Origin of the sequence: Arthrobacter subterraneus (assembly GCF_900099735.1) — a bacterium.
GTDB classification, from domain to species: Bacteria; Actinomycetota; Actinomycetes; order Actinomycetales; family Micrococcaceae; genus Arthrobacter_D; species Arthrobacter_D subterraneus.
The window spans coordinates 52,389-78,790 of sequence record NZ_FNDT01000014.1; the positions used below are offsets into that span (position 1 = coordinate 52,389).

Sequence of the window (26,402 nt, forward strand, 5' to 3'; positions counted from 1 at the left end):
CGCGGCCGGGGAGCTTTTCCGTGTAGCGTCACAGGTGGACTGCTCCTGCCGCATTGGGAAGTATGAAGGAATGACCACGAACCTCCGCTTCCCCGTACCCCCCTGCGCTGCCCCGGACGCGCCGTCACCCTTCACCGCCACCGGCGAACCGCTGCGCTGGGGCGTCGTTGCCACCGGTAGCATCGCCCGGAAAGTCACCGAAGATCTGGCCCAACTCGAAGACGCTGTCCTGCAGGCGGTCAGCTCGCGGATCGAGGAGCGGGCACGCGCCTTCGCTGACACCTACGGCTTTGTGACCGCCCACTACGACGACGACGGTGCCCGCGGCTTCGAGCGGCTGGCCCAGGACCCCGACGTCGACGTGGTGTATGTTGCCACTCCGCACGGCCAGCACTACGAGGTCTGCAAAGCCCTCTTGTCAGCGGGCAAGCACGTCCTGTGTGAGAAAGCTCTCACCGTCAACGCCCATGAAGCGGAGGAGCTGATTGCCCTGGCGCAGGCCAAGGGTGTCTTCCTCATGGAGGCCGTCTGGACCCGCTTCCTGCCGAGCGTCAACAGGGCCTTTGACATCATTCACTCCGGTGAACTGGGCGACATCCGCTGGGTTCAGGCTGACCTCGGTTTTCCGGCCGTCTATGACCCCGAGGCTCGTCTCTGGGACCCGCTCGCCGGCGGCGGTGCGCTGCTGGACCTCACCGTCTATCCGTCGACCTGGGCATTGGGATCGCTGGGATTCCCCACCTCCGTTTCCGCTGAGGGCACACTGAATAACGACGGCGTCGACACCCAGAACGCACTCACGCTCACTTATGCGAGCGGTGCGCAGGCCCAGCTGAGCTCTTCACTGATCGCTTCCGGACCGTGCCAGGCCACCGTTGCGGGCACCCTTGGCTGGCTCCGTACGTCGGCTCCCCTTCACAATCCGCGTGAGCTGTATGTGCAGCCGCACGGTGGTGAGGCGCGGGTCGAGAAGTTCGAGCAGGCGGGTAACGGGTACTCGTACGAGCTCCGTGAAACCACCCGCTGCATCCAGGAAGGGCTCCTTGAGAGCCCCACTATGCCGCTGCAGCACACACTCGACACCATGCGGATGCTCGACGGCGTCCGGGCCCAGTTGGGCGTCCGGTACGCCAACGACGACCGCTAGGAAAGACCGTTTGCCGGCCGGTGCTGTGCAGGAACCGGCCGGCAAGCGGATCCTTTAGGCCCTCACCCCCGTCCGTCGGCGGACGGTCAGAACGGCGCCGCAAGCTATGAGCAGCCCTGCCAGTCCGAGGAGGGTGTACAGGTCAGTTCCCGTCTGAGCCAGGGAAGAACCTGATGCTGCCGCCGTCCCGGCAGAGCCGGCAGCAGACGACGCCGAGGCGGTAAATCCCGTGCTTGCCACCGAAATCACCGTCCCGGTGTTGGTGTTGGTGTTGGTTCCGGTCCGCAGCGCCACTCCCGAGGCACTTGTCCCGGTTCCGGAGTTTGCCGCTCCGCCGATAGCGCCGCCTTGGGTGGTAACACCTTCGTCGGAACCACCGTCAGCGGTGACGCCCCCCACGGCGCCACCGTTGTCGTTACCGTCATCACCTGACGGCCCACCGGTTTCAGACGCCACGCCCAGTGCGACAGCGGCCTCCACGTTCGTATCCACAGCGGCGCCATCGAGCACACCGTCACCAGCGCCAAGCATTACCGCAGCGTCAACATTGCCATCCAGAGCGGTATCGCTGTCGAGCGCACCGTCACCGGCGCCAAGAACCACCGCAGCGTCACCAGCCACGGCCGCGTCAGCAAGCACGCCGTCACCGGCACCCAGCACCACAGCAGCATCAACACTCGCATCCGCAACAGCATCACCGAGCACACCGTCACCGGCACCCAACACAACAGCAGCGTCAACATTCGCATTCGCCGCAGCACCACGGAGCACTCCATCACCGCCACCCAGCACTACCGCCGCGTCAACACGAGCATCCGCTGCAGCATCACCGAGCACACCGTCACCAGCACCCAGCACCACCGCAGCATCAACATTCGCATCCGCAGTCACCGCTGTATCAGAAACCGGCTCAGTCGCCACTGCAGCGTCCACTGCTACCGCGGCATCCGCAAGCACACCGTCACCGGCACCCAGCACAACCGCAGCGTCCACGTTCGCATCCGCTGCCACCGCCGTATCAGAAACCGGCTCAGCCACCACTGCAGCGTCCACTGCTACCGCGGCATCACCCGCAAGCGCACCGCCTTCAGTACCGGCGCCCAGCACAACGGCAGCGTCGCCAGCCACAGCCGCATCACCGAGCACGCCGTCACCGGCACCCAGCACAACAGCAGCGTCAACATTCGCATCCGCAGTCACCACAGCATCAGAAACCGGCTCAGTCACCACCGCAGCGTCCACCGCAACAGCGGCATCACCCGCAAGCGCACCGCCTTCAGTACCGGCGTCCAGATCCACAGCAGCGTCGCCAGCCACGGCCGCATCACCAAGCACACCGTCACCGGCACCCAGCACAACAGCAGCGTCAACATTCGCATCCGCAGTAACCACAGCATCGGAAACCGGCTCAGTCACCACCGCAGCGTCCACGTTCGCCTCCGCAGCGACAGCCGAGTCAGCCGCACCAACCTCAGCGACAACATTTGCAACAACGTCAATACCGGCTTCTTCAGCATTTGCTGCGCCGGCGCCGAGAACAAGAATGCCCCCGGTCAGCAGGAATACCCTGATTCCCCTTCGTATGCACGTATGCATGACTCTTTCCTCCAGATTGAATTGAAAGTGGTGTCAAAGCACCACAAGGACCAGCTGCTGCCTGAAAAAGGGCAGCATGGACCTGATCAATCGGGAGTGGAACCGGGATCGTAGGAAGGACCGGAAGGAAGCCCGCCTGGGACCTGCTGTCCGGCGAGGACAAACCATGTGGGAAGAACCGACCACGACGGCGGCGGAATGGCCAGGCCAATGGCCCCACCTGATCCCGACGCGCCGACCGACGGTGCCACCGTCACGCCCAGCCGTGATGAACCCGACGGACTGGCATCGGCCAAGGCGTCCGTCGGCTCACCGCGCGGAACCTCGTGGGCGGCGGCGGAAGACTCAAGGGATTGCGCCGATTGCGGCGGGGATGAACCCTCGCCGGGCAGGAACCGGGCGGAGGCGACGCCGCTCTCAGAAGCCGGTGCGGGCATCTCGCCGACGGCGCTCTCGTCAACGGCGCCCTCGACGCCAGCACGCTCGGCAGCCCGCGGCGGCGCCACAACCACGTCGAGGATTTCCTCCACCGAAACCGGCGCGCTGACCGGTTCATCGGTCTCGGGCAGAACGGTGAGCGGCTCGGGAAGGGCTTCTTCAGCTACCTGCACTACCGGCTCCACGATCGCCGTTACCGGCTCGATCAGAGCCACCGCCGATTCCACCACCGGCGCGACCAGCTGCTCGACAGCCGGCACGAGCCCTGTCACCGGAGCAGCGACCTGTTGAACAGGTGCAACAACCTGCTCGATAACTTCGGCAACCGGCTCGGGCGCAGGGATCAGTCCGACGGGTGCAGGATCTTCCGCGGGAGCTACGGGAACAAGTCCAGTCACGGGCGAAGGGACCAAGCCCTCGCTCACCGGGTCTGCAGCGATGACAGCCGAGGTGAGGTCACCGGTGCCAGGAAGAAGCCCGCCGTCGTCCGCCAATGCAGGACTCACGGAAAGCGCCGCCCAGATGGTCGCACTGCCTGCGCCAAGGAGGAACAGCCGGGCGGCAGCAACAAATGACTTGCCTGCGGGCACCCGGACCACCCCCTGCGAAGAGACTGACTATCTCAGGAAAGCACGGGGCGGTTCCGGTGTAAACCCCCGGACAGGACCCCGGCGGAGGAAGCGGCAGAAGTTAGCTCGCAACGCCTGCGACGGCGGTGTTGTCCTCCGCATCAGCCAGTCCGCGGCGCCGCCAGTAGGCAGCCAGGAGCGCACCCGACACGTTATGCCACACCGAGAAGATTGCCGCCGGAAGTGCTGCCTCGGGGGTCATGTGTGTTCGTGCAAGCCCGGCGGCAAGACCGGAGTTCTGCATCCCGACCTCCACGGAAGTGGTTCGCCGGGCACGGACCGGCAGCTTGAAGAGCCGGGCTGCCCCATAACCGACGGCGTAACCGAGACCATTGTGAAGAACCACGGCCAGGAGCACCAGCAGTCCGGCGGAGAAGATGGCTTCGGCGCTCAGACCCACAACAGCCATGACCACCAGCGTGATCGCTACTACCGAAATCCAGGGCAACACGGGAAGCGCCTTCGCCACGAGGCCGGGAAGCAGCAGGCGTGCTGCCAGACCGAGTGCTACAGGGATGAGCACAATCTGGACGATCGACCACGCCATGGAACCGGCGTCGACCGGGAGGTACTGTCCGGCCAGCCAGAGGGTGAGGAGCGGGGTCAGGACGGGAGCCAGGAGGGTGGACACCGTGGTCATCGCAACAGACAGCGCCACGTCGCCCTTGGCGAGGTAGGACACCACGTTGGACGCCGTACCACCGGGGCAGCAGCCCACCAGAATCACGCCGGCTGCGAGGGCGGCCGGGAGCCCGAGGACGGAAGCAACCAGGAGCCCCAGGAGAGGCATCACCAGGTACTGGGCTACAACACCGATCACAACGGGGATAGGCCGCTTCGCAATCACAGCGAAGTCCGGCGGAGTGAGCGTCAGGCCCATCCCGAACATGATCACGCCGAGGAGCGGGTTGATGGCGGGAGCAAGACCCGTGAAGGCCGTGGGCATGAACAGCGCTATGGCACCACCGCCCAGTATCAGCAGGGGGAAGATCGTGACCGCTACGCGGGCGTTCCGTTCCTCGGCTGATGCGGCGGATCCCGCGAGTGCGGCGGACTGTGCGGAGGGTGCGGGGTCGTGCGAGTTCATGCTTCAAGAAGTAGCACGAGCAATTCTTGGCGGCAGAATCCGGTCCGGAATTGTTACAGGAGGCACCTAAATACTTGAACCGGAGAACGCCGAAGGCCCCGGACGCGCGCCGGGCGGCACGGGTACGGGGCCTTCTGGAGTCGAAGTCAGCTCAGGGTTGAGAGGACCTCGGTGAACTTCTGTGATGGACGCATCACGGCAACCACCTTGGTGATGTCCGGGTGGTAGTAGCCGCCGATATCCACGGGTGTCCCCTGGACTGCTAGCAGCTCGGACACAATGGTGTCCTCGTTGGACGTCAGCTGTTCCGCGACCGCAGAGAATGCCGCCGCCAGCTCAGAGTCCTCGCTCTGTGCTGCCAGTTCCTTGGCCCAGTACTGCGCGAGGTAGAAGTGGCTTCCACGGTTGTCGATCTCGCCGACCTTGCGGCTCGGCGACTTGTTCTCCAGGAGGAAGGTGGCGGTTGCCCGGTCCAGCGTGTCCGCCAGGATCTGGGCGCGTGCGTTCCCTGCGGTGGTTGCCAGGTGCTCGAAGCTGACCGCGAGCGCGAGGAACTCGCCCAGGCTGTCCCAGCGCAGGTGGTTCTCGCGGACGAGCTGCTGAACATGCTTGGGAGCCGATCCGCCGGCGCCCGTCTCGAAGAGGCCGCCGCCGTTGATGAGCGGAACAATCGAGAGCATCTTGGCGCTGGTACCGAGCTCAAGAATGGGGAACAGGTCCGTCAGGTAGTCACGCAGGACGTTGCCCGTGACGGAGATGGTGTCCTCACCCTTGCGGATGCGCTCCAGTGTGAAGGCGGTTGCCTTCACCGGGGAGAGGATCTCGAGCTGGAGGCCCTCAGTGTTGTGCTCCTTGAGGTACTCGTTGACCTTGGCGATGAGGTTGGCGTCGTGGGCGCGCTCCTCGTCCAGCCAGAACACGGCCGGCGTGGCGGAGGCACGCGCACGGGTGACCGCGAGCTTCACCCAGTCGCGGATGGCGATGTCCTTGGTCTGGCATGCGCGCCAGATGTCCCCCGGCTCGACCTCGTGCTCGATCAGCACGTTGCCGGAGCCGTCCACGATCTGCACGGTGCCCGGGGTGTCAATCTCGAAGGTCTTGTTGTGGCTGCCGTATTCCTCGGCAGCCTGGGCCATCAGGCCGACGTTCGGGACGGTTCCCATGGTGGTGGGGTCGAACGCACCGTTGGCACGGCAGTCATCAATGACCACCTGGTAGATGCCCGCGTAGGAGCTGTCCGGCAGCACAGCAAGCGTGTCTGCCTCTTCGCCGTCCGGGCCCCACATGTGGCCGGAGGTGCGGATCATCGCGGGCATGGAGGCGTCGACAATCACGTCGCTCGGCACGTGGAGGTTGGTGATGCCCTTGTCGGAATCAACCATGGCGAGCTTGGGGCCGTCCTCGATGCCCTTGCGGATGGCCGACTCCACCTCGCCGCGGGTGCCTTCCGGCAGCTTCTCAAGGCCGCTCAGGATGGAGGCCAGCCCGTTGTTGGGGCTGAGGCCGGCTGCCTGGAGTTGCTCGCCGTAGGTCGCGAAAACCTCGGGCAGGAAGGCGCGGACAATGTGCCCGAAGATGATCGGATCCGACACCTTCATCATGGTTGCCTTCAGGTGGGCGGAGAACAGCACGCCCTCATTCCGGGCACGCTCCACCTGGGCGGCGAGGAACTCATCCAGGGCCGCTGCACGCATAACGGTCCCGTCGATGACCTCACCGGCGAGGACCGGGAACGCCTTCTTCAGGACATTGACCGTGCCGTCCTGGGCGACATGCTGGATGGTCAGCGAATCATCCGAGCCCATGACGACCGACTTCTCGTTGGACCGGAAATCGCCGTTGCTCATGGTTGCAACGTTGGTCCTGGACTCGGGGGTCCAGGCACCCATGGAGTGCGGGTTCTTGCGCGCGTAATTCTTCACCGACTGGGGGGCGCGGCGGTCGGAGTTGCCCTCGCGGAGGACCGGATTGACCGCGGAGCCCTTGATCTTGTCATACCGTGCGCGGACGTCGGCTTCCTCGTCACTGGAAGGGCTGTCCGGGTAATCGGGAAGGGCGTACCCCTGCCCCTGGAGTTCGGTGATTGCCGCCTTCAGCTGCGGAACGGACGCGCTGATGTTGGGCAGCTTGATGATGTTGGCTTCCGGCTTCTTGGCCAGCTCCCCCAGTTCGGCGAGGGCGTCGCCGATGCGCTGCTCTTCGGTGAGGTAGTCGCTGAACGTGGCGATGATGCGCCCGGCCAGCGAAATGTCGCGGGTTTCAACCTCCACACCCGCCGTCGATGCGAAGGCCTCGATGATCGGCAGGAACGAGTACGTGGCCAGCATCGGCGCTTCGTCGGTGTGGGTATAGATGATTTTTGCCATGGTGAGGCGTCTCCTGAGGGGCTCTTCTGGTGCTGAAACTGTTGTTGCTTCGTCTGTCTCTAACGTACCGGTTTAGTGGAAAAAGTGGCGTGCGCCGGTGAAGTACATGGTGATGCCAGCCGCGTTGGCAGCGTCAATGACTTCCTGGTCACGCACCGATCCTCCCGGCTGGACGACGGCGCGCACACCGGCGTCGAGCAGGATCTGCAGTCCGTCCGCGAACGGGAAGAAAGCGTCCGACGCCGCCACGGCACCGCGGGCGCGCTCGTGACCTTCTCCGGCCAGCGTGTTGGCGCGCTCCACCGCAAGCTTGCAGGAATCCAGCCGGTTGACCTGCCCCATTCCGACGCCGACGGCGGCACCGTCGCGGGCGAGGAGGATCGCGTTGGATTTCGCGGCGCGGCAGGCGGTCCAGGCGAAGGCGAGGTCAGCGAGGGTTGCAGGATCGGCCGCTTCCCCGGCGGCGAGGGTCCAGTTGTCCGGGTTGTCGCCGTCGGCATCTACTGCATCCACCACCTGGACCAGAACGCCGCCGGATACCTGGCGCAGCTCGGTCGGGTAGCGGTCGTAGCCCTCGGGCAGGGCGAGCAGGCGGATGTTTTTCTTCTGGGAAAGAATCTCCACTGCTTCGGGATCAAACCCGGGAGCGATGACGACCTCGGTGAAGATGTCCTTGACGGTCCGGGCCATGGCCGCCGTGACGGGCCGGTTCGCTGCGATCACCCCGCCGAAGGCCGAGACCGGATCGCAGGCGTGGGCCTTGGCGTGGGCGTCGGCGATCGGGTCGACCGCGCCCGCGGACCCCACGGCAACCCCGCACGGGTTGGCGTGCTTGATGATGGCGACGGCGGGCTCGTTGAAGTCATACGCGGCGCGCAGCGCGGCGTCAGCGTCGACGAAGTTGTTGTAGCTCATCGCCTTGCCGTGCAGCTGGTCGGCCTGCGCAATTCCCGCCGGTGCGGCCTTGTCCACATAGAGCGCTGCCTGCTGGTGCGGGTTCTCGCCGTAGCGCAGCACCTCGGAGCGTTCAAGTGCCAGGCCGGCGTAGGCAGGCCAGTCGATCACGCCGTCGTCGTCCTCGTCCTGGAACTGGGTGGCCGTCCAGGTGGCAACCGCGTTGTCGTAGGCCGCGGTGTGCGCGAAGGCGCGGGCGGCCAGCCGCTGGCGGGTCTTCCGGTCGAAGCCGCCCTCCCCCGCAGCGCGGACCACGCTGCCGTAGAAGGACGGGTCCACCACGATGGACACCGCCGCGTGGTTCTTCGCGGCCGAGCGCACCATGGCGGGGCCGCCGATGTCGATCTGCTCGACGACGTCGTCCGCGGCGGCGCCGGAACGCACCGTCTCCACGAACGGGTAGAGATTGACCACCACCAGGTCAAAGGCCTCGATCTGCATGTCGGCGAGGGTGTCCATGTGCGCGGCGACGCGGCGGTCCGCGAGGATCCCGCCGTGGACCCGCGGATGCAGGGTCTTGACCCGGCCGTCGAGCATTTCAGGAGATCCGGTGACCTCCTCAACCTGCTGGACGGGGATTCCGGCGGCGGCGATGGTCTTGGCGGTCGAGCCGGTGGAGACAATCCGGACGCCGGCCCTGTGCAGCCCCTGAGCGAGTTCCTCCAGCCCGGTCTTGTCATAGACGGAAATCAGCGCGCGGCGGATGGGAACACGGTCAAGGTTGGTCAAGGTCACGCGGGTCTCCAGGGGACGGGTGCTGTGGGTTAGCCCCTAGTCTAAAACACCGGCGCCTCCAGCTGATCGGCCGGACGGCTCCGTGACACCGCGGCGGTAAGGTGTTCGAGTCACTCCCAACGAGCGAGCCAGCGCCAGGCCGGCCTGTCAGGATGGAACCGTGAGTACTTCTACCGAGCTCCCCACCGGCGATCAGGTGGTCCAGGACCTGCCCTGGCGCTGGCGGGTCCAGGGCAAGATCTTCCTCATCGGCGGACTCGGGTTCATGTTCGATGCCTGGGATGTCACGCTGAACGGCTACCTCATCCCGCTGCTGTCCGACGAGTGGGGCCTGACACCGGGACAGGCCGCCTGGGTGGGCACCTCGAACCTCATCGGCATGGCCGTGGGTGCATTCGCCTGGGGGTCCATTGCGGATCTGATCGGGCGGAAGAAGGCATTCACCGCCACCCTCCTGATCTTCTCCATCTTCACGGTGCTGGGCGCGTTCTCCGGCGACCTCGTCTGGTTCTGCGTCTTCCGCTTCCTCGCCGGATTCGGCCTCGGCGGCTGCATCCCCGTGGACTACGCCCTGGTGGGCGAGTTCACGCCGCGGAAGCACCGCGGCCGGGTGCTTACCGCTATGGACGGCTGGTGGCCCATCGGGGCGGGCCTGTGCGGTGTAGTGTCCGCAATCCTGATCGCCACGTTCGGGGACTGGCGGTACCTGATGCTCGTCATGGTGCTGCCGGCGCTCCTGGTGTTCTGGGTGCGCCGCTCGGTGCCCGAGTCGCCTCTCTACCTCGTGCAGCGCGGACGCACCGCCGAGGCGAAGGCAGTGATCGACCAACTGGTCAAAAGTACCGGCGGCGCGATCCGCGAATGGCGTCTCCCGCCGGCCGGAGACGACCCCAAGCTCACCCTGGGCGGCCTCACCGGGCAGTTCACGGCGCTCTGGCGCTTCAACTGGCGCATCACCCTCGCCGCGTGGGGCCTGTTCCTGTCCATCCTGCTGGTCTACTACGGCGCCCTGACCTGGATGCCGCAGATCCTCATCGCCTCCGGGTACCGCCAGTCGGTGGCGTTCCTGACCACGGCCGGAATGACCGGCATCGGCTTCCTCGGCGTGGTTGCAGCCGCACTGCTCGTGGAGCGGGTGGGCAGGAAATGGATCCTTGCGGTATCAGGCCCGTTGTCCGCCGTCGTACTGGTGGTCTTCGCTCTCACGGTGGAGCTGCCCGTGGTGGCCACCGTCTGGCTGCTGGCGTTCGGCTTCACCATCCAGGTGGCCATCCCGGTCCTGTACACGTACGTCTCGGAGCTGTACCCCACGGAACTGCGCGGTTCCGGGTTCGGTTGGGCGTCGACGGTGTCGCGCGTCGGGGCGGGCCTTGTGCCGCTGATCTTCGGCTCCCTGCTCTGGCCGTACCTGGGCCTGCCGCTGACCTTCGCCGTGACTGGCCTGCTGGTTCTGGTGGCCGTGGTGTGGATGGCGTTCAATGCTCCCGAGACCCGTGGCGCCCGCATTTGATTTGACACCTAAATGTGATGTGAGACACGCTGTTGGGGTTCACTCTCCCTGGAGGTCTCATGATTGCCCGCAATACCACCGCCGTTGTGCTTGCATCCCTGCTTGCAGCCACCGGCACCGCCCTGCCCGCGCTGGCTTCGCCCGCCGAGTCCGCCGACACCGCCGAAGCGCAGCAGTCGCTGCGTGCACCGGTGACGGACGAAAACTTCTATTTTGTAATGGCTGACCGTTTTGCCAACGGCAGTACGGCCAACGACGACGGCGGACTGGGACCTGATCCGTCGGTGTCCGGCTTTGACCCCACCCGGAAGGGCTTCTACAACGGCGGTGACCTCAAAGGCCTGCTGGACAAACTCGACTACATCGAGGGCCTCGGCACCACCTCCATCTGGCTGACCCCCAGCTTCAAGAACAAGGCAGTCCAGCCGGCTGACAACTCAGCGGGCTACCACGGCTACTGGATCACCGACTTCACGCAGATCGACCCGCACCTGGGCACCAACGAGGACCTCAAGGCACTCATCGACGAGGCCCACTCCCGGGGCATGAAGGTCTACTTCGACATCATCACCAACCACACCGCGGACGTCATCGGGTACGAGGAAGGCGCCCGCATGCCGTACGTCTCCAAGGACGAGGAGCCCTACCGCACTGCGGCGGGCGAACCGTTCGATGACCGCGACGTGGCCGGCAGCGACCGCTTCCCGGCCCTCGATCCGTCGGTGTCATTCCCCTACACGCCGGTGCTGGAACCGGGCGAGGAAGACCTGAAGGTTCCGGCCTGGCTCAACGACCCGAACCTTTACCACAACCGTGGTGACACCACCTTCGCCGGCGAGGACGCCTACTACGGCGACTTCTTCGGCCTCGATGACCTGTTCACCGAACACCCCGTGGTGGTGGACGGCATGAAGGACATCTACCAGACCTGGATCGCGGACTTCGGCGTGGACGGTTTCCGCATCGACACCATGAAGCATGTCGACGACGCGTTCTGGCAGGAATTCGGTCCGGACGTCCTCCAGTTCGCCCATGAGCAGGGCAAGGATGAGTTCTTCATGTTCGGCGAGGTCTATGACACCACCAAGGACTTCACCTCGCAGTACACCACCCGGAACTCCATGCAGGCCGTACTGGACTTCCCGTTCCAGGACGCCGCCCGCAGCTTTGCGTCGCGAAGCGCGGACGCAGGCCGGCTCGGCGAATTCTTCCTCGGAGACGACTGGTACACCGACGCCGACTCCAACGCGTACAGCCTGCCCACCTTCCTGGGCAACCATGACATGGGCCGCATCGGCGGGTTCGTGGCCGCCGACAATCCCGGTGCCGGTGAGGACGAGCTGCTGGCCCGCGACGAACTGGCGCACGAGCTGATGTACTTCTCGCGCGGCAACCCCGTGATCTACTACGGCGATGAGCAGGGCTTCACCGGACCCGGCGGAGACCAGGACGCCCGGCAGACGCTCTTTGCCAGCCAGGTGGCCGACTACCTTGATGATGACCTGCTCGGCACCGACGCCACCCACGCGCAGGACAACTTCAACACCGACCACCCGCTGTACAAGACCATCGGCGCCCTGGCCGGCATCACCGGGAAGCATCCCGCCCTGCGCAACGGAGCCCACCAGCACCGCTACGCAGCCGAGGGCGCCGGAATCTACGCCTTCTCCCGGATCGACACCGAACGTCAGCGGGAATACGTCGTCGCACTGAACAACAGCGAAGAGGCGCAGACGGCGGAGATCCCCACCTATATGCCCGCACGGACGTTCACGTCCATCTACGGCGAGGGCGAGGACCGGGTGAAGTCAGCCCGCAACGGGACCGTCACCGTTACGGTGCCGCCGCTGTCCGCCGTCGTCTATGAGGCCTCCGGACGCATTCCGGCATCAAAGGCGGCTCCGGCGATCAGCCTTTCCCAGCCGGCCCCGACCGAAGGGGACAACGGGCGCATGCTGGTTGAGGCCGACGTCGACGGTTCCTCCTTCTACCAGGTCTCCTTCGAAGCCCGTACCGCGGGCGGGGACTGGACACCGATCGGCACCGATGACAACGCGCCATACCGCGTCTTCCATGACGTTGCGGCGCTCGATCCCGGCACCGGACTCGAGTACCGCGCCGTGGTCCTGGACAACAAGGGCCACACCGGCGGCAGCGGCGTGGTGAGCGCCGAGGCTCCGGCTCCGGTAGTGACCCTGGAGGCACCGGAGGAGAACGCCCGTGTCCGGGACGCGGTGGAACTCAGCGCTGTCGCCGACCCCGAGAAGGCAACCAACGTGGTCTCCTTCGAGCGCAGCGTGGACGGCGGCGCCTGGGAGGAAATCGCTTCCGACAGCTCATCCCCCGCCTACACCTATACGGATGACATCTCAGGCCTCGACCTGCCGGATGACACCCAGCTTCAGTACCGTGCGGTGCTCGGCGGGGCCGTAAGCAACGTGCGGACGGTGACCGTCGGTGATCCGGTGGTGGTCCAGCCGGGTGCCGTGTCCGTGCCCGGTGCTTTCAACTCGGAGATGGGCTGCCCCGGTGACTGGCTGCCCGACTGCGATGAGGCACAGATGACCCTCGGCGACGACGGCCTGTGGCGGCTCACGGTGGACATCATCGGCGGGACCTACGAGTACAAGGTCGCCATCGACAAGAGCTGGGATGAGAACTACGGCGCCGGCGGCGGCCCGGGTGGGAGCAACCTGGTCCTGGAGCACGACGGCGGTCCGGTCACCTTCACCTACGACCACCGCACGCACCTCATCACCGCGGAGTAGTTACCCCGCCCCGAATCGAGCGGGCGCCTATGACCCCATCCCACGCGGATGGAGCGTTCCAGGCGCCCGCTCGATCCGTTAAGTGGCAGATCCTTAAGCGGTGGACCCGTTAAGCGGTGGATCCGTTGAGTGTGGCGAGGTCCCGGAGCGTTTCGATGAGCAGGGCGCGCTCCTGGACCTTGATGCGTTCGTGAAGGGTCTCTTCGGTGTCGTCGTCAAGCACGGGCACGGCGGCCTGGGAGAGGATCGGCCCGGTGTCGATCCCCGCGTCAGCGATCATCACCGTGCAGCCGGTGACTTTCACGCCGTAGGCAAGGGCGTCCCGGACCCCGTGTGCACCGGGAAAACTCGGGAGCAGCGCCGGGTGGGTGTTGAGGTAGCGGTTGGGGAACCGGTCGAGGAACTGCTGGTCGACAATGCGCATGAACCCGGAGGAAACCACGTAGTGCGGATCGTAGGCCGCTGTGCGTTCGGTCAGGTCCGCGTTCCATTCAGTGCGGTTGCCGTACTGCTTGAAGTCCACCACAAAGGTGGGAATGCCCGCCGCGGCAGCGCGTTCAACACCGTAGGTACCCGGTCGGTCAGCACCCACAGCGGCGATCTCCACCGGCAGGTCTCCCGACTGCACCGCATCGATCACCGCCTGCAGATTCGAGCCTGTACCGGAAACGAGAACAACGATGCGCATGGGACCCAAGCGTACCGTCCGAGGGCCCCCACTGGGTGTCCTAGGGTTGAGGGATGAACACTCCCGCGCCCTCCGGTCCAGCGGCCCGGCCCGGCAAACCCTCCGGGCACACTCCCCAGCCGTCGGAGAAGGAGATCGCCGCAACCCGTACGCTGCTGCGCGTGTTCATGCTCCTGCTCCTCGGTGCGCTCCTGGGCTCCAGTTTCCCGCTGCCATGGAAGGTGCTCGGCCTGGTCTTCAGCCTGGCAGCGCTGACCGTCGGCATCCTCGCCCTCGTCAGCCTGGTGAGGCAGAAGGCCCCGGCGATGCTGCGGATCTCGACGACGGTGGGCCTGGTGGCATCCCTCTTCCTCACCCTGGGGACGGGCGCGGCCATCCTGCTCTGGCCCATCACCGAGCGCTACGAACAGTGCATGGCCACAGCGCTTACGTCCAAGGCGCAGCGGCAGTGTGAAGAGGACCTGCGCAACCTTGGCGGTCTATTGGAGACACGCTCCGTTGCCCCTCAGGAGATCCCATGGTCGACGTCGTAACCACCATCACCGTTGACCGTCCGCGCGGGAAGGTGTCCGCGTATGCGTCGGACCCCGCCAATGCACCCGAGTGGTACGTCAACATCGATTCGGCGCGGTGGCTGACCGAACCGGTCCTCGAGGAGGGATCGCGGGTGGCGTTCTCCGCCAGGTTCCTCGGCCGGACGCTGTCCTACGTCTACGAAATCGTCGCGTACAACCCCTCGGAGCGTCTCGTGATGCGCACCGCTGAAGGCCCCTTCCCGATGGAGACCAGCTACAGCTGGGCCGACGCCGGGCCGGGCGCCACCCGCATGGAGCTGCGCAATACCGGCCAGCCACGCGGGTTCTTCCGGATCCTCGGACCGGTGCTTGAGCTGTCCATGCGCAAGGCCAACACCAAAGACCTGCAGAACCTGAAGCGGCTGCTCGAATCCCGCTGAGGGTTACTTCGACTCCCGCTCCAGCATGGGGCCGGCAGCGTAACCGATGACGACGCCGATCCCCACCTCCGCGGCCACCAGCAGTCCCGTCCAGAGCGGGTCAGGCCCGAGATCGACGAACCGCCCCACGCCGACCGAGGCCCGCGACGCGAGCGCCAGAACGGCCGTGGCCGCTCCGGCCAGTACCCCGACAAACACCCCGAGCGTGAGCGTGGAAGCGGCGGCGGTGAACCAGCGGGCGTCCGTCTTCAGCTGCAGCCACTCATCGAAATGGTTCTCACCCTCGCGGAGGAACCACCATCCAGCCAGGATTCCCGCGGCGACGGGCAGCGCCAGGGCCGCCAGGCCGTACTCCAGTACCCCGGAGGGGACCGCACCGAGAAGGGGGATCGCGGGCAACGGTCCGGCCGTCGTCGCCAGCGGACTGATGGAACTTCCGGTTCCCAGGGCAAACCCGGCCCCGGAGGACCAGGCCAGGGTCCAGACGGCGAGGTTCGGCAGGAAGCCGAGTTGGCCGATGGTGACCACGGCGCCGCCGATCATGCCGGCGTCGAGCCTCTCGTAGATGGTGGCGATGGCGGCCCAGTGGATGGCGAGCGTCACCGCGAGCAGAAGCGCCGACAGGCCGAGCGCGGCTATGACGGCGAGGAACGCCGCCCGCACCGCGGACCACACGTAGGATCCGGCCCACCGGGAATGCTGGCTGGTGGTCGAGATCCACTCCGCAAGGTCCACGCCGATCAGCCGTCCCCATGACCCGGCTTCGCGGTACGCGCCAATGAGCACGCCGGCGCCGGCTGCGATGAGCGGCACCGAGGCTCCGGCTGCAGGCGGTGCGGAGGTGGCGCCGTCGTCGGCCAGGTACGCGGCACCGAGACCGAACAGGGCGTACACCGCGAGCGCACCCAGCAGCGCCTGCCAGAGCTGGTCAGTGTAGGAGGCGCGTGCGAGGCGCCGGCCGGCGCGCCAGGCAAGGAGGAACGGAATAAGCGTCAACGCAAGGGGAACCGCCCACAGCAGGCCGGTACCGCCGACGGGCAGCGCGAGGTGCAGCGGCGCCCCGTGCAGCACCAGCCAGGACTGGGCGGCGAGCTGCGCCGTACCCAGGGCGTCCCGCGCCGCGAATCCGCCCGCCAGCCAGACCGCGCAGAGGGGAACCAGGACAATCAGTGCGGAGATGACCGCGGCCTGTCCCAGCTCGAAGGCGCCCTGAAGCCACAGGGGCATGGGCAGCGCGCGGGGCTTGGTGGGGAGTTTCATTACTTCCATGGTGCCACCGGCGGCGGCACCAGCCGCTGAACGACTCGGCGACCTGCCTCACGCGTGCGGTCGTCGGAGACCTCAGCCCAGCAGGTCCGTGAGCCCCTTGGCCAGGGCGGTACCCGCGCCGAGGAAAGCGATCACGATGACGGCGAAGCGGGCCTGCCGGTCATGGATGTATCGGGCGAGGCGCTCCCCTGCGAAGATGCCGAGGATGATCGAGACCGGGATAAGGAACCACATCCAGGTCTCCAGCGGGGGCACCTGACCCGGATCGATGAGGAGCTTCACAAGCACCGTGACCGACCCGATGACCGCGAAGAACGGCTGCAGGGTGGCGGCGAACGGCCGCTGCGGCCACCTTGCCAGCAGCGCGTAGGCGCTGACCGCGGGCCCGCCGACGCCCGCCATCGAGTTGGTCAGCCCGGCCGCAACCCCTGCGACCACTTTGGAGCGGTTCCCGGTGACCACCACTGCGGAGCGCTGCAGCACGAGCGAGATGGTCAGCCCAGCCAGTACGACGGCGGCAACAGTCACCGAAAGCGGCGCGCTGGGCAGCCCGACGGCGGCAATTGAACCACCGACCGAACCGAAGACCGCTGGGATGGTCAGCCAGCGGAACATGCTCCAGTTAATGTCTTTCCACACGCGCGACACAATGAAGGTGGAAGAGACCACCCCGCAGATGTTGACCAGCAGCACGCCCTCGTGCGGGCCCAGGATCAGCACGAGGAACGGGGAAACGAGCAGCGCAAATCCCAACCCGGCGATGCGCTGGGCGACTGCGCCCACCACAATAAGACCCAGGACGAGGATGAACAGCGCGATGGTCACGCTAGACACAGTACGCCCAGGCAACAGTTAGGCTCACACTATGACCCAGGCAGCAACAGCCCTCAGCACCGCACAGTGGCGCCGGGAGGTTTTCGCCCTCTACGCCGACGTCCGCGACGCCGCCGCGTCCGGCTCCCCCGCACTGGCTCACGCACACTGGCGCACCGGCCGCGACCGGCTCTTCGCCGGCCACGCTGCCTCGCCCCTCCCGCCGTCGGCGCGGGAGAACTTCACCGGCCTCACTGTGGCCGCCTACAACCCGGACTTCCGGTTCGAGGCGGACATTGACGACGACGGCGCCGGCCAGCTCATGGAGGTCCCAACAGGGACGGACGGGGTGGTGCCCTTCGAACGGCTCGGCAGTGTGGTGCTCGACGGCGTCGGGCGCCTGGCCCTCTGGCGGCTGAAGTCCTACGGCGGCGGGCTTTTCCTGCCGCTGCGGGACGGCTCCTCCGGTGTGGAAGGCGGAAGCTACGGCGGCGGCCGGTACGTGCTCGACACAATCAAGGGGGCCCACCTCGGCGAGCGCGACGGCCGGCTGGTCGTGGACCTGAACTTCGCCTACAACCCGTCGTGCGCCTATGACGAGGCGTGGGCGTGCCCGCTTCCCGGGCCGGACAACCGGCTTGAGGTATCCCTGCCGGTCGGGGAGCTGTACACCGCGTACTGATACCGGGTACTGGGGCACCGCCCGCTGGGGCAGAGTTCACCCGGGCGCAACCTCCCGCTCGCCGGGTGCACAGACGGTGCTGCCACCATCGCAAGCGTGAGAGTTGCCGTGGTTGCCGAATCGTTCCTTCCGCACATGAACGGGGTGACCCACTCCCTGTTGAAGGTGCTGGCGCACCTGAGGAGCCGGGGTGATGACGTGCTGGTGATTGCGCCGTCGTCGTCCTGGCGGGACACGGCGTCCTGGGCGGAGAGCACGGCGCCCGCGTCGGTGGAAGGTTTCCCCGTTCTGACGCTGCCGTCCTTCCCGCTCACCGGGTACGCCAACGTACGGCTGGCGGCCGGCACGGTGGCCCGGGTGCGGCGCATCCTCGCCGACTTCGCTCCCGACGTGGTGCATGTGGCGTCCCCGTTTGTGCTGGGCTGGCGTGCAGTGCAGGCGGCTGTGCAGCTGGGGCTGCCCACGGTCTCGGTGTACCAGACGGAGATTCCCGCCTACGCCGCCCGGTACGGTGTTCCGTGGGCCGAGAATCTGCTTTGGCAGCGCGTCGAGAACATCCATCGGGGGTCCACGCTGACGCTTGCGCCGTCGTCGTTCGCGCTGAGGCAGCTCGACTCACGCGGCATCCCCCGGCTGCGGCTCTGGCGCCGCGGAGTGGACACGTCCCGCTTCACTCCGGATAAGCGCGACGACGCGTGGCGCCGCTCGATAGCTCCGGCCGGAGCGAAGATCATCGGGTACGTGGGACGTCTCGCGGCCGAGAAGCAGGTGGAGGATCTCGCCGGGCTGGACGCTGTTCCGGGGACAAAGCTCGTGGTGGTCGGATCCGGTCCCGCGAAGGAATCGCTGCAGCAGAAGCTGCCCGGCGCTTATTTCGCCGGGTTCCGGTCCGGGGATGACCTGGCGCGGATGATTGCCTCCTTTGATATCTTTGTGCACCCGGGCGAATCCGAGACGTTCTGCCAGACCATCCAGGAGGCAATGGCCTCGGGAGTTCCGGTAGTCGCCGTCGGCCGTGGCGGTCCGCTGGACCTGGTGGATTCGTCCCGGACCGGGTGGCTGTACCCGCCGGGCGAACTCAGCCAGCTTCACGCCGGCGTGATGGACCTCCTCGGCGACAACACCAAGCGCCGGGCCTTTGGACGGGCAGCGTACGCCGCGGTCCAGGGACGCACCTGGCCGGTGCTGTGTGAGCAGTTGGTCTCCTACTACGCGGAGGCAATCGAGGTGCACCGCCGGACCCCGGTGCTGGGCACCGGCTTCTCCGCGGTTCGCTGACGGGCCCGGCAGTCTCCTAAGCAGGCTGAGCATCTGTGGCACACTGGGCCGCATGCAGACGTTCCTGCCCTATCCCGACTTCGCGGCCAGCGCCGCCGTCCTCGACCAGGCGCGGCTCGGCAAGCAGCGCGTGGAGACCCTGCAGATCCTCCGTGCCCTGGTGCTGCCGGACTACGGCTGGCGTAACCACCCGGCCACCCGCATGTGGATGGGCTACGTCCCGGCCCTCACGGTCTACGGGCTGGCGATGGTCCGCGAGTGGGTTTCACGCGGGCACGCGGACAGCACCGCGCCGCTGATCAGTGAGTTCGCGCCGGACTCCGCTGCCGCGTTCCAGACGGGTTCCGGTCCGGAACCGGCGCTCCCGCCGTGGCTCGGCAACCCGGACGTCCACCTCAGCCACCAGTCGAACCTCATCCAGAAGTCACCCGAGTTCTACCGTGAGCGGTTCCCGGGCATCCCTGCCGACCTGCCGTACTCCTGGCCGGAGCCGGAGCTTGAGCTGATTCCCGTGGAACCGGTCGGCGAGCGCCTCTGGGTATGGCACGGTCCGGTGGACACTGCCGACGGCGACACCCTCGTCCTGCCCGGGCATCCGCCCGCCGGCCGGGCGGTCCCGAAGTGGTCCCGCCAGTACGCGGCCTTCACTGAACTGGTGCGCGAAGGCGACGCTGCCGCCGTCGTTCTGGACGGTGGTGCCCGTCTCCGCCTTGGCAGCCTCGGTCCGCTGACCAGCGGTAAGGACGACGACGGCGCGCCGGGCACCGCACGCCGCCCCATTTCGCTGGCGGGCTGGCTGCGCCGCAGCGACTTCGACTATCCGGCGCTGCTGCAGGATCCGCGGCGCTTCTATGCGGTGGAGGCGCCGGCCGCATCGGGCGGGTGAAGCGGGGGCGCAGCAACACCGTCTAGAGGCGATACAGCTTTCAGAGCCCGTACAGCTCAAAGCTGACGGCGGGGCCGCCGACATCGCGGGCGATGGCCCGGCGGACCTGCTCGGCGGCCTGCTCCTCAACCGGCCTGCTGTCCAGGGCCTGCAGGTACCGGGAATGCGCGGCGAGGGAGAGGATCGCCTTGTCGACGCTCTCCTCACTGACCTGTTGGGCGTGGGTGGGGTTCATGCTGAGGATTGCCGTCCATTTCACCTGATGCCGCGGACCCTCCAGGTCGGGGAAGATCCACTCGTTCGCGGCGTCGCCGACCGCATTCAGGACCGACCGTCCCAGTGCACGGTGATCTTCCGAGTTCCACGTTCCGGGGCCCCAGGTGTCACCCTGGTTCAGGGTGATGACGCCGTCCGGGCGGTGCCTCCGGATCGCTGCGGCCAGGTCATGCCGAAGGTCGAGTGACTCCGTCAGGCGCCCGTCCGGATAGCCCAGGAATTCCAGCACCTCCACGCCTACCCGGTCACAGGCGGCGCGCTGCTCAGCTTCACGGAGCGGACCGCTCTCCTCCGGCGGCAGCCCCTCGATGCCGGCCTCACCACGGGTTGCGAGGACATAGCGGACGTCCTTGCCCTGCGCAATCCATTCAGCGACGGCGGCGGACGTGCCGTACTCCGGGTCATCCGGGTGAGCCATGAGCACGAGCGCCCGCTGCCAGTCCGTGGGGAATTCCGCCAGCGTCACAGGGCGCCTCCTGCGGTGGGCGGCATGTTCGGATCGTTGCCGGCGTCGCCCACGGTTTCGCGCGCAAGGAAATTCTCGACGTCGAACAGGTTGTCCGCCCGCTCCACAATGGTCAGGAGGGTGGACATGGACGCCACCTCCTCGACCTGTTCCTTGAGGAACCAGAGCATGAACTGCTCTCCGAGGGCGTCGTTCTGTTTTCTGGCCTGGGCGAACATCGCCTCGATGTCCGCGGTGACCTGCTTCTCCTGCGACAGGGCCAGCGCAATCGGTTCAACAACCGAGGAGAAGTCATTGCGCACCGATTCGATGGCCGGAATCTGCACGTCCTGGCCCCGGTCAAGCATGTACTGGACCATCATCAGCGCATGGTTGCGTTCCTCAAGCGACTGCCGGTAGAAGTGGGCCGCGAGACGCGGCAGATCCTGCCCGTCGAACCACACGGCAATGGCCAGATATTGCTGGGATGCCGCGAACTCGTTTCCAATCTGCCGGCTCAACAGTCCTGTGAAGCTTTGGTCCGCCATGACGTTCCTTCCGTTACAGCGCACCCCCGCGGAGCACGCCAGATAGGTAGGGCTACCTGTAGGCAGGCTTATCATTGGAGCAGCAGCCGTGCAAGCAATCTGCCTGCCGCACCGGCCTCACCCGCATTGTTGACACCGTTGGAGGATCCCATTACAGATACCGCCGCCCAGCATGATGTGTACTTCGGCGCGCCCGAAGTGGAGAACGACACCGAGCTGCTCGAGTCGGCGTCCAGTGCCGCCGTTGCCCGGTTCAATGACCGCGATGACATCACCACGGTCAAGCGGCGCTTCGCGCTCATCAACACGGATACCACGCCGCACCAGGCCATGGTTGAAGACCTGTTGTTCATCCGTGAGGCGCTCGAGCGCGCCGGTCTCGAGTACCTGCTGGTCCGCGGTAATGATGAACGCCCCGTCGTGGCGGTGGACCTGAAGAACCGGGAGCGGCTCAGGGAAGCGCTCGTGGAAGCGTGCCGCAACGAGCCCTTCTACTCGCGCACCGTGGACACCAAGCGGCGCACTACGCTGCTGGTGGCCGACGGCGCCCTCTCCCCCAGCGATAAGGCCCGGATCTTCAGGTTGTTCCGGCCCCGGATCGAACCGATCGGCGGCCTGACCTTCGGCCCCTCGGCCGGAGTGCAGATTGAGCTGTGGTCCCTGGACGGCGACCGGATTGTCCTCCCCATGGAGAACTCCCTGACCCGGCGCACCCTGCCCTCCAACGAGGTTGTCCGCGGTTCCGTCACACGCCACGGCCTGGTGTGGCCGACCATCGACAACATGTTCGCGGACCATGCGACCGACATCGACTTCGACATCGACCTGGTGTTCACCTGGGTGGACGGCAGCTCCCCCGAGTACCTGGCCGCCAGGGCCGCCAGGATGAAGAACGCCGTCGTGGGCGAGGGCGACGATCATGAAGCCCGGTACCGTCAGATCAACGAGCTGAAGTACGCGCTGCGATCGGTCTACATGTTTGCTCCGTGGGTCCGCCGCATCTTCATCGCTACGGATTCCGAGCGTCCCGACTGGCTGGCCGACCACCCCTCAGTGACGCTGGTCCGCTCGGAGGAGCACTTCAAGGACCCGTCGGTGCTGCCGACGTACAACTCCCAGGCGGTCGAGTGCCAGCTGCACCATATTCCCGGACTCTCCGAGTACTTCCTGTACTCCAATGACGACATGTTCTTCGGCCGTCCGGTGGGCCCGGACATGTTCTTCTCCCCCGGCGGAATCACCAAGTTCATCCAGGCCGATACCAGGATCGGGCTCGGCGAAAACGATGCGGAACGCAGCGGCTTCGAGAACGCCGCGCGCGTGAACCGGCGCCTCCTTCACGAACGCTTCGGTCGCATCACCACCCGCCATCTGGAACATACGGCGGCGCCTCTGCGCAAGAGCGTCATGGAGGAGATGGAAAACGAGTTCGCGGAGGAATTCGCCGCTACGGCGGCGTCAAAGTTCCGCGCGAAGGACAACATCTCCGTCACCAATTCGCTGTACCACTACTACGCGCTGCTGACCGGCCGGGCTGTGACCCAGGAGTCTGCGAGGGTGAAGTACATCGACACCACCATGCGTTCGGGCCTGCGCAAGCTGCACAAGCTGCTGGACAAGCGCAACATGGACCTGTTCTGCCTCAATGACGGCAGCTTCCCGGAAGTTCCGGCCGAAGAACGCGCAAGGGTAGTGACGGATTTCCTGGAGAAGTACTTCCCCGTGAAAGCTCCCTGGGAGAAGTAGGCTAGCCGTACGGTCAGACGCCGGTGAGCGCCCTGGCGGGTGCCGCCGCAGCGATCTGCACGCCGGCCGCTTCCAGGCGCCGGCGTGTCTCCTCGCGCGGAACGGTTTCGCCCACCGCACTATGGGTGCCGATCGGCACCACGGAGTGCACCACCGTGTCGTCATACACGTGGACCAGATTGTAAGCCTGCGCTCCGTCCCGGCCGCGGGTGCCGCCGTCGTCGTAGGTGAGGTCCTGGGTGTAGCAGGTGGCGGAGGCCACCGAAACGGGGATGCCCGCGAACAGCGCGCTGGTGGAGTAGTGCAGGTGTCCGGCGAGAATGGCGCGGACATCGGTACCGCGGAGAACGTCGGCGAGCCGGCTCTGGTCACGGAGTTCCACCAGGACGGCCAGGTCCTGGACACACGGGACCGGTGGATGGTGAAGGGCCAGGATGGTTCCATACGGCGCCGGGGTGAGCAGTTCGTTGGCGAGCCAGACGAGCTGCTCGTGGCTGATTTCGCCGTGGTGGTGGCCGGGCACCGTCGAGTCGAGCGTGATGATTCGCAGGCCGTTGACCATATAGCTGCGGTCGAGCGGGGCGGTGTCGGCGGGCTCGTTGAGCAGTTCGCTGCGGAGAGTGGCGCGGTCGTCGTGGTTGCCCATGGCCCAGATGACCTCCGCACCGAGTTTGTGCGCGGCGGGTTCCACTATATTGCGGAGCTTGGCGTAGGCCTTGGCTTCACCTCTGTCCGCGAGGTCGCCGGTGAAGACAATTGCCTCCGGCCGGGATCCGGATGCCTCCAGGTCGGCGAAGATCTGGCGAAGCCGTGCCTCGCTGTCCACCGACCCGTAGAGGGGTTCCGGGCCACCCACCAGGTGGGTGTCGCTCATGTGCAGGATAAAATGTTGCGGCCGTGGGTGCTCGGCCGTCCGGAAGTTCATGATCGCCTTGTCGATAGCTCGAATAGCTTTCACTTCATTTAACCTTCATCAAAGCAGAGGCATTCCTGCCCCGGGATGAACATCACACGGCGAGTCCGTTAATACTTTCCGCACCGTGTTGGATCTCGTGAAAGCTATTCGGACCCGGGTTCGGCCGGGATTGCCCTGTAGCATCCCGAGGGTGGAATTCCTTGCGCAGTGGTGGGAGCGGATCGTCGCGGGGTTCAGCAGGAGCCAACCGCCGGAGCTGACGATGACCGAGGCGGCGCTGATCCTGCTCGCTGCCGCTGCACTCTCCATCCCCAACGCGACGTGGCGCTACTTCGGGCTCTTCAGCACCGTCGTCCATGAACTCGGACACGCGTTCGCCGCCCTGATGACGGGGCGGCGCGTCACGGGCATCCGGCTGAACTTCGACCATTCCGGGTTGACCACCTCCTTCGGCCGTCCCGGGTGGCGCACTGCCTGGGCAACCTTCTGGGGCTACCCGGTCCCCGCCGTCGTCGGAGCCGTACTGGTCTGGGCAGGCTTCCGGGGCTGGGCGCCTGCGGCCCTGTCGGTGGGTGCGCTGGTGCTGCTGCTCTCGCTGCTGTTCATCCGTAACGCCGGCGGCGTGCTCATCCTGCTGGGCGCGGTGGCCGTCTCCACTGCCCTGGTGGTGGCCGTGCCTGCCGAGCTGACCGGGCACGTAGTGGTTGCCCTGGGGGTAGCGCTGCTGGTGGGCTCCGTCCGTGATCTCGGCAAGGTGGTGTCTGTCCACGCACGACGACGGCGCGACCGCGGACAGTCCGACGCCCACCTCCTGTACCGCTCCACCGGTCTGCCGGCAGGGGTATGGCTGCTGCTGTTCGCCGCCGTGATCGCCGGCTCGTGGACGTGGGCCTGGACGGTCGCGAGCACGGCGCTGGGACTGCGCCTGCCTGTCTAGCTTTCCCCGAGAACGGTTTCCGCTTCGGTGATGAAGCCCTGCTCCACCATGAAGTCGAACGCTACGTCGGCCGGCTCCTCTCCTTCGACGTCAACGCGCAGGTTCATGGTCCGCAGCGCCTCGTCGGTGAGTGTGGGGGCAACCTGGGCGAAGACGTCCCGCAGTTCCGGGTGCTCCTCCAGCGTCTCGGTGTAGTAGACCGGCGCCGCGTTGTAGGCGGGGAAGAATCCGCGGTCGTCCTCGAGGATGGTCAGGTCGAGGGCATCGATCCGACCGTCGGTGGAGAACACTTCGCCGAAGTTGCAGGCGCCTTCATCCGTCGCGGAATAGATGGCGCCGGTGTCATAGATGTCGATGTTGTCCTCCGGTACGCCGTCCGGAGTTCCGCGGGCCATCCCGTAGTGCGCCAGCATCGGCGTGAGCCCGTCGGGGCGCGAGTTGAACTCGGCTTCCACGCAGAAAGTGCGCTCCTCGACGGGGAGTTCGGCGATCTCCGAGACGGTGCTGATGCCGCCCAGCTCTTCCACCGCTTCGGAACGTATGGCCATGGCGTACGTGTTGTTCAGCGGTGCGGGTTCGCCCCAGGTGAGTCCGTTCTCCAGGTCGGCCTCATACACGGCCTGCCACTGCTCCTGCTGGTCCGGGATGCCCTCCGACTTCCCGAGGTACGTGAGCCAGGCTGTACCGGTGTACTCCCAGGTGACGTCGGCCTGCCCGGCCAGCATCAGCTCGCGGACCGGCTGACTGCCCGGAACATTGGTCAGGTCCGTAACCTCAAACCCGGCAGCCTGCGCTGCGAGCACGCCGATCTTTCCCAGGATGAGCTGTTCGGTGAAGTTCTTCGACGTCACGGTCAGCGGTTCACCATCCACCACCGGGGTGATGCTGCCCGGTCCGGAGGCCGGAACATAGGAGGTGGCCGGCTGCAGACCGCACCCGGTTGCCAGCAGGCCGGCAGAGAGTACGACGGCGGTAGCGGCGCCCCTGCGCGCGGCAGCCGTGAGCGATGAGGATTTCAACATCTAGAGTCCCTTCGGACGGGCGACCTGCTCCACAACGCGCCCGATCCAGTCGACAAGCAGTGCAAGCAGGGCCACCAGGATGGAGCCGGCAACCAGCACGTTCACCAGGTTCAGGTTCACTCCGGTGGTGATCAGGATTCCCAGGCCCCCGCCGTTGATGAACGTAGCCAGCGCGGCGGTACCGACCAGCAGTACCAGTGCCGTCCGGATACCGGCGAGCATCACGGGAACGGCCAGCGGAAGCTCCACTTTGAACAGCACCGCCACCGCACTCATGCCCATGCCGCGCCCTGCTTCAACCAGGCGGCCATCGACCTGCGAAATGCCGACCATGGTGTTGCGCAGAACCGGCAGGATCGCATAGAGCACCAGAGCAATCACGGCCGCGGAAAACCCGAATCCCACCGCGAAGGCCAGCAGCACGACCAGCCCGATCGCCGGAGCGGCCTGGCCGATGTTCGCCACGGCCAGGACCGGCCCGGTAAACCGGCGGAGCGGTGCGCGGGTCAGCAGGATGCCGAGCGGAATGGCGATCGCCAGCACAATCAGGGCGGAGACGGCGGTCAGCACCAGATGGTCGATCGTGTATCCGATGAGGGCTGCGGGCGCCAGGGTGATCAGCTCCGTCTCGGAGAGGTCGGCCGTCAGCAGCCACGCCACCAGAGCACCGAAGACCACGGCAATCCCGAGCAGCTGGTACATCAGCGGCCG

General features: G+C 66.3%; 23 protein-coding genes. 10 read left to right on the forward strand and 13 right to left on the reverse strand.

Annotation, left to right across the window (positions count from 1 at the left end):
* The first annotated feature begins 70 nt into the window (after positions 1-70).
* Positions 71-1,147, forward strand: a complete 1,077-nt coding sequence (locus BLS52_RS13820; protein ID WP_090587489.1) for a Gfo/Idh/MocA family protein — start codon at positions 71-73, stop codon at positions 1,145-1,147.
* Between the two features lie 54 nt (positions 1,148-1,201).
* On the opposite strand, the gene BLS52_RS13825 is transcribed toward BLS52_RS13820, so the two are convergent.
* From BLS52_RS13825 to purH, 5 genes are all read right to left on the reverse strand, one after another.
* Positions 1,202-2,743: an LPXTG cell wall anchor domain-containing protein gene (locus tag BLS52_RS13825; protein ID WP_090587491.1), complete on the reverse strand. Its 1,542-nt coding sequence runs from the start codon at positions 2,741-2,743 to the stop codon at positions 1,202-1,204.
* An 86-nt stretch (positions 2,744-2,829) separates the two neighbouring features.
* Positions 2,830-3,771, reverse strand: coding sequence for a hypothetical protein (locus BLS52_RS13830; RefSeq protein ID WP_139186271.1), 942 nt, complete (start codon positions 3,769-3,771; stop codon positions 2,830-2,832).
* A 100-nt stretch (positions 3,772-3,871) separates the two neighbouring features.
* Positions 3,872-4,897, reverse strand: a complete 1,026-nt coding sequence (locus tag BLS52_RS13835; protein WP_090587495.1) for a bile acid:sodium symporter family protein — start codon at positions 4,895-4,897, stop codon at positions 3,872-3,874.
* Between the two features lie 146 nt (positions 4,898-5,043).
* Positions 5,044-7,263, reverse strand: coding sequence for an NADP-dependent isocitrate dehydrogenase (locus BLS52_RS13840; RefSeq protein ID WP_090587497.1), 2,220 nt, complete (start codon positions 7,261-7,263; stop codon positions 5,044-5,046).
* Between the two features lie 72 nt (positions 7,264-7,335).
* Complete coding sequence (purH, locus tag BLS52_RS13845; protein ID WP_090587498.1) at positions 7,336-8,952, reverse strand: bifunctional phosphoribosylaminoimidazolecarboxamide formyltransferase/IMP cyclohydrolase; 1,617 nt, start codon at positions 8,950-8,952, stop codon at positions 7,336-7,338.
* Positions 8,953-9,112: 160 nt separating this feature from the next.
* Between purH and BLS52_RS13850 the strand changes: the two genes are divergently transcribed.
* Positions 9,113-10,462, forward strand: a complete 1,350-nt coding sequence (locus BLS52_RS13850; RefSeq protein ID WP_090587500.1) for an MFS transporter — start codon at positions 9,113-9,115, stop codon at positions 10,460-10,462.
* A gap of 59 nt (positions 10,463-10,521) precedes the next feature.
* Complete coding sequence (locus BLS52_RS13855) at positions 10,522-13,230, forward strand: alpha-amylase family glycosyl hydrolase (protein ID WP_090587502.1); 2,709 nt, start codon at positions 10,522-10,524, stop codon at positions 13,228-13,230.
* A 109-nt stretch (positions 13,231-13,339) separates the two neighbouring features.
* Here the strand turns inward: BLS52_RS13855 and purN are convergent, their stop codons facing one another.
* Positions 13,340-13,918 (reverse strand): phosphoribosylglycinamide formyltransferase, encoded by a 579-nt coding sequence (purN, locus tag BLS52_RS13860; protein WP_026545620.1) that lies wholly within the window; start codon positions 13,916-13,918, stop codon positions 13,340-13,342.
* 53 nt (positions 13,919-13,971) lie between these two features.
* On the opposite strand from purN, the gene BLS52_RS13865 reads away from it, so the two are divergent.
* Together BLS52_RS13865 and BLS52_RS13870 are read left to right on the forward strand one after the other, a co-directional pair.
* Positions 13,972-14,451 carry a hypothetical protein gene (locus tag BLS52_RS13865; protein WP_026545619.1) on the forward strand — a complete coding sequence of 160 codons (480 nt, stop codon included), beginning with the start codon at positions 13,972-13,974 and terminating at the stop codon, positions 14,449-14,451.
* Entirely contained in the window at positions 14,436-14,873 is a 438-nt protein-coding gene (locus BLS52_RS13870; protein ID WP_026545618.1) for an SRPBCC family protein, read from the forward strand. The genes BLS52_RS13865 and BLS52_RS13870 overlap by 16 nt, the downstream gene beginning before the upstream one ends.
* Positions 14,874-14,876: 3 nt before the next feature.
* Here the strand turns inward: BLS52_RS13870 and BLS52_RS13875 are convergent, their stop codons facing one another.
* Together BLS52_RS13875 and BLS52_RS13880 are read right to left on the reverse strand one after the other, a co-directional pair.
* Positions 14,877-16,133, reverse strand: coding sequence for a cell division protein PerM (locus BLS52_RS13875; RefSeq protein WP_425425042.1), 1,257 nt, complete (start codon positions 16,131-16,133; stop codon positions 14,877-14,879).
* An 81-nt stretch (positions 16,134-16,214) separates the two neighbouring features.
* On the reverse strand, positions 16,215-16,967 hold the full coding sequence (locus tag BLS52_RS13880) for a sulfite exporter TauE/SafE family protein (RefSeq protein ID WP_035779159.1): 753 nt from the start codon (positions 16,965-16,967) through the stop codon (positions 16,215-16,217).
* 40 nt (positions 16,968-17,007) lie between these two features.
* Here BLS52_RS13880 and BLS52_RS13885 point away from each other — a divergent pair, with 40 nt between their 5' ends.
* The 3 genes from BLS52_RS13885 to BLS52_RS13895 all read left to right on the forward strand — a co-directional run bounded on the left by BLS52_RS13885 (position 17,008) and on the right by BLS52_RS13895 (position 19,801).
* A complete protein-coding gene (locus tag BLS52_RS13885; protein WP_026545615.1) occupies positions 17,008-17,637 on the forward strand; it encodes a DUF1684 domain-containing protein in 630 nt (209 codons plus the stop codon).
* 96 nt (positions 17,638-17,733) lie between these two features.
* Positions 17,734-18,915, forward strand: a complete 1,182-nt coding sequence (locus BLS52_RS13890; protein WP_090587504.1) for a glycosyltransferase family 4 protein — start codon at positions 17,734-17,736, stop codon at positions 18,913-18,915.
* A 52-nt stretch (positions 18,916-18,967) separates the two neighbouring features.
* A complete protein-coding gene (locus BLS52_RS13895) occupies positions 18,968-19,801 on the forward strand; it encodes an MSMEG_6728 family protein (RefSeq protein WP_090587506.1) in 834 nt (277 codons plus the stop codon).
* A 40-nt stretch (positions 19,802-19,841) separates the two neighbouring features.
* On the opposite strand, the gene BLS52_RS13900 is transcribed toward BLS52_RS13895, so the two are convergent.
* Positions 19,842-20,543, reverse strand: coding sequence for a PIG-L deacetylase family protein (locus tag BLS52_RS13900; protein WP_245702876.1), 702 nt, complete (start codon positions 20,541-20,543; stop codon positions 19,842-19,844).
* The gene (locus tag BLS52_RS13905) at positions 20,540-21,070 is read right to left on the reverse strand and encodes a ferritin (protein WP_090587507.1); all 531 of its coding nucleotides are present in this window, start codon (positions 21,068-21,070) and stop codon (positions 20,540-20,542) included. Before BLS52_RS13905 ends, BLS52_RS13900 begins: the two co-directional genes overlap by 4 nt.
* Positions 21,071-21,400: 330 nt before the next feature.
* On the opposite strand from BLS52_RS13905, the gene BLS52_RS13910 reads away from it, so the two are divergent.
* On the forward strand, positions 21,401-22,816 hold the full coding sequence (locus BLS52_RS13910; RefSeq protein ID WP_425425043.1) for a stealth conserved region 3 domain-containing protein: 1,416 nt from the start codon (positions 21,401-21,403) through the stop codon (positions 22,814-22,816).
* A gap of 13 nt (positions 22,817-22,829) precedes the next feature.
* Here the strand turns inward: BLS52_RS13910 and BLS52_RS13915 are convergent, their stop codons facing one another.
* Complete coding sequence (locus tag BLS52_RS13915) at positions 22,830-23,741, reverse strand: phosphodiesterase (RefSeq protein WP_090587511.1); 912 nt, start codon at positions 23,739-23,741, stop codon at positions 22,830-22,832.
* Positions 23,742-23,922: 181 nt separating this feature from the next.
* On the opposite strand from BLS52_RS13915, the gene BLS52_RS13920 reads away from it, so the two are divergent.
* Positions 23,923-24,669: a M50 family metallopeptidase gene (locus BLS52_RS13920; RefSeq protein ID WP_026545610.1), complete on the forward strand. Its 747-nt coding sequence runs from the start codon at positions 23,923-23,925 to the stop codon at positions 24,667-24,669.
* Here BLS52_RS13920 and BLS52_RS13925 read toward each other — a convergent pair.
* A complete protein-coding gene (locus BLS52_RS13925) occupies positions 24,666-25,691 on the reverse strand; it encodes a glycine betaine ABC transporter substrate-binding protein (protein ID WP_090587513.1) in 1,026 nt (341 codons plus the stop codon). The genes BLS52_RS13920 and BLS52_RS13925 overlap by 4 nt on opposite strands.
* The gene (locus BLS52_RS13930) at positions 25,692-26,393 is read right to left on the reverse strand and encodes an ABC transporter permease (RefSeq protein ID WP_090587529.1); all 702 of its coding nucleotides are present in this window, start codon (positions 26,391-26,393) and stop codon (positions 25,692-25,694) included. It lies immediately after the preceding gene.
* Positions 26,394-26,402 lie beyond the last annotated feature (9 nt).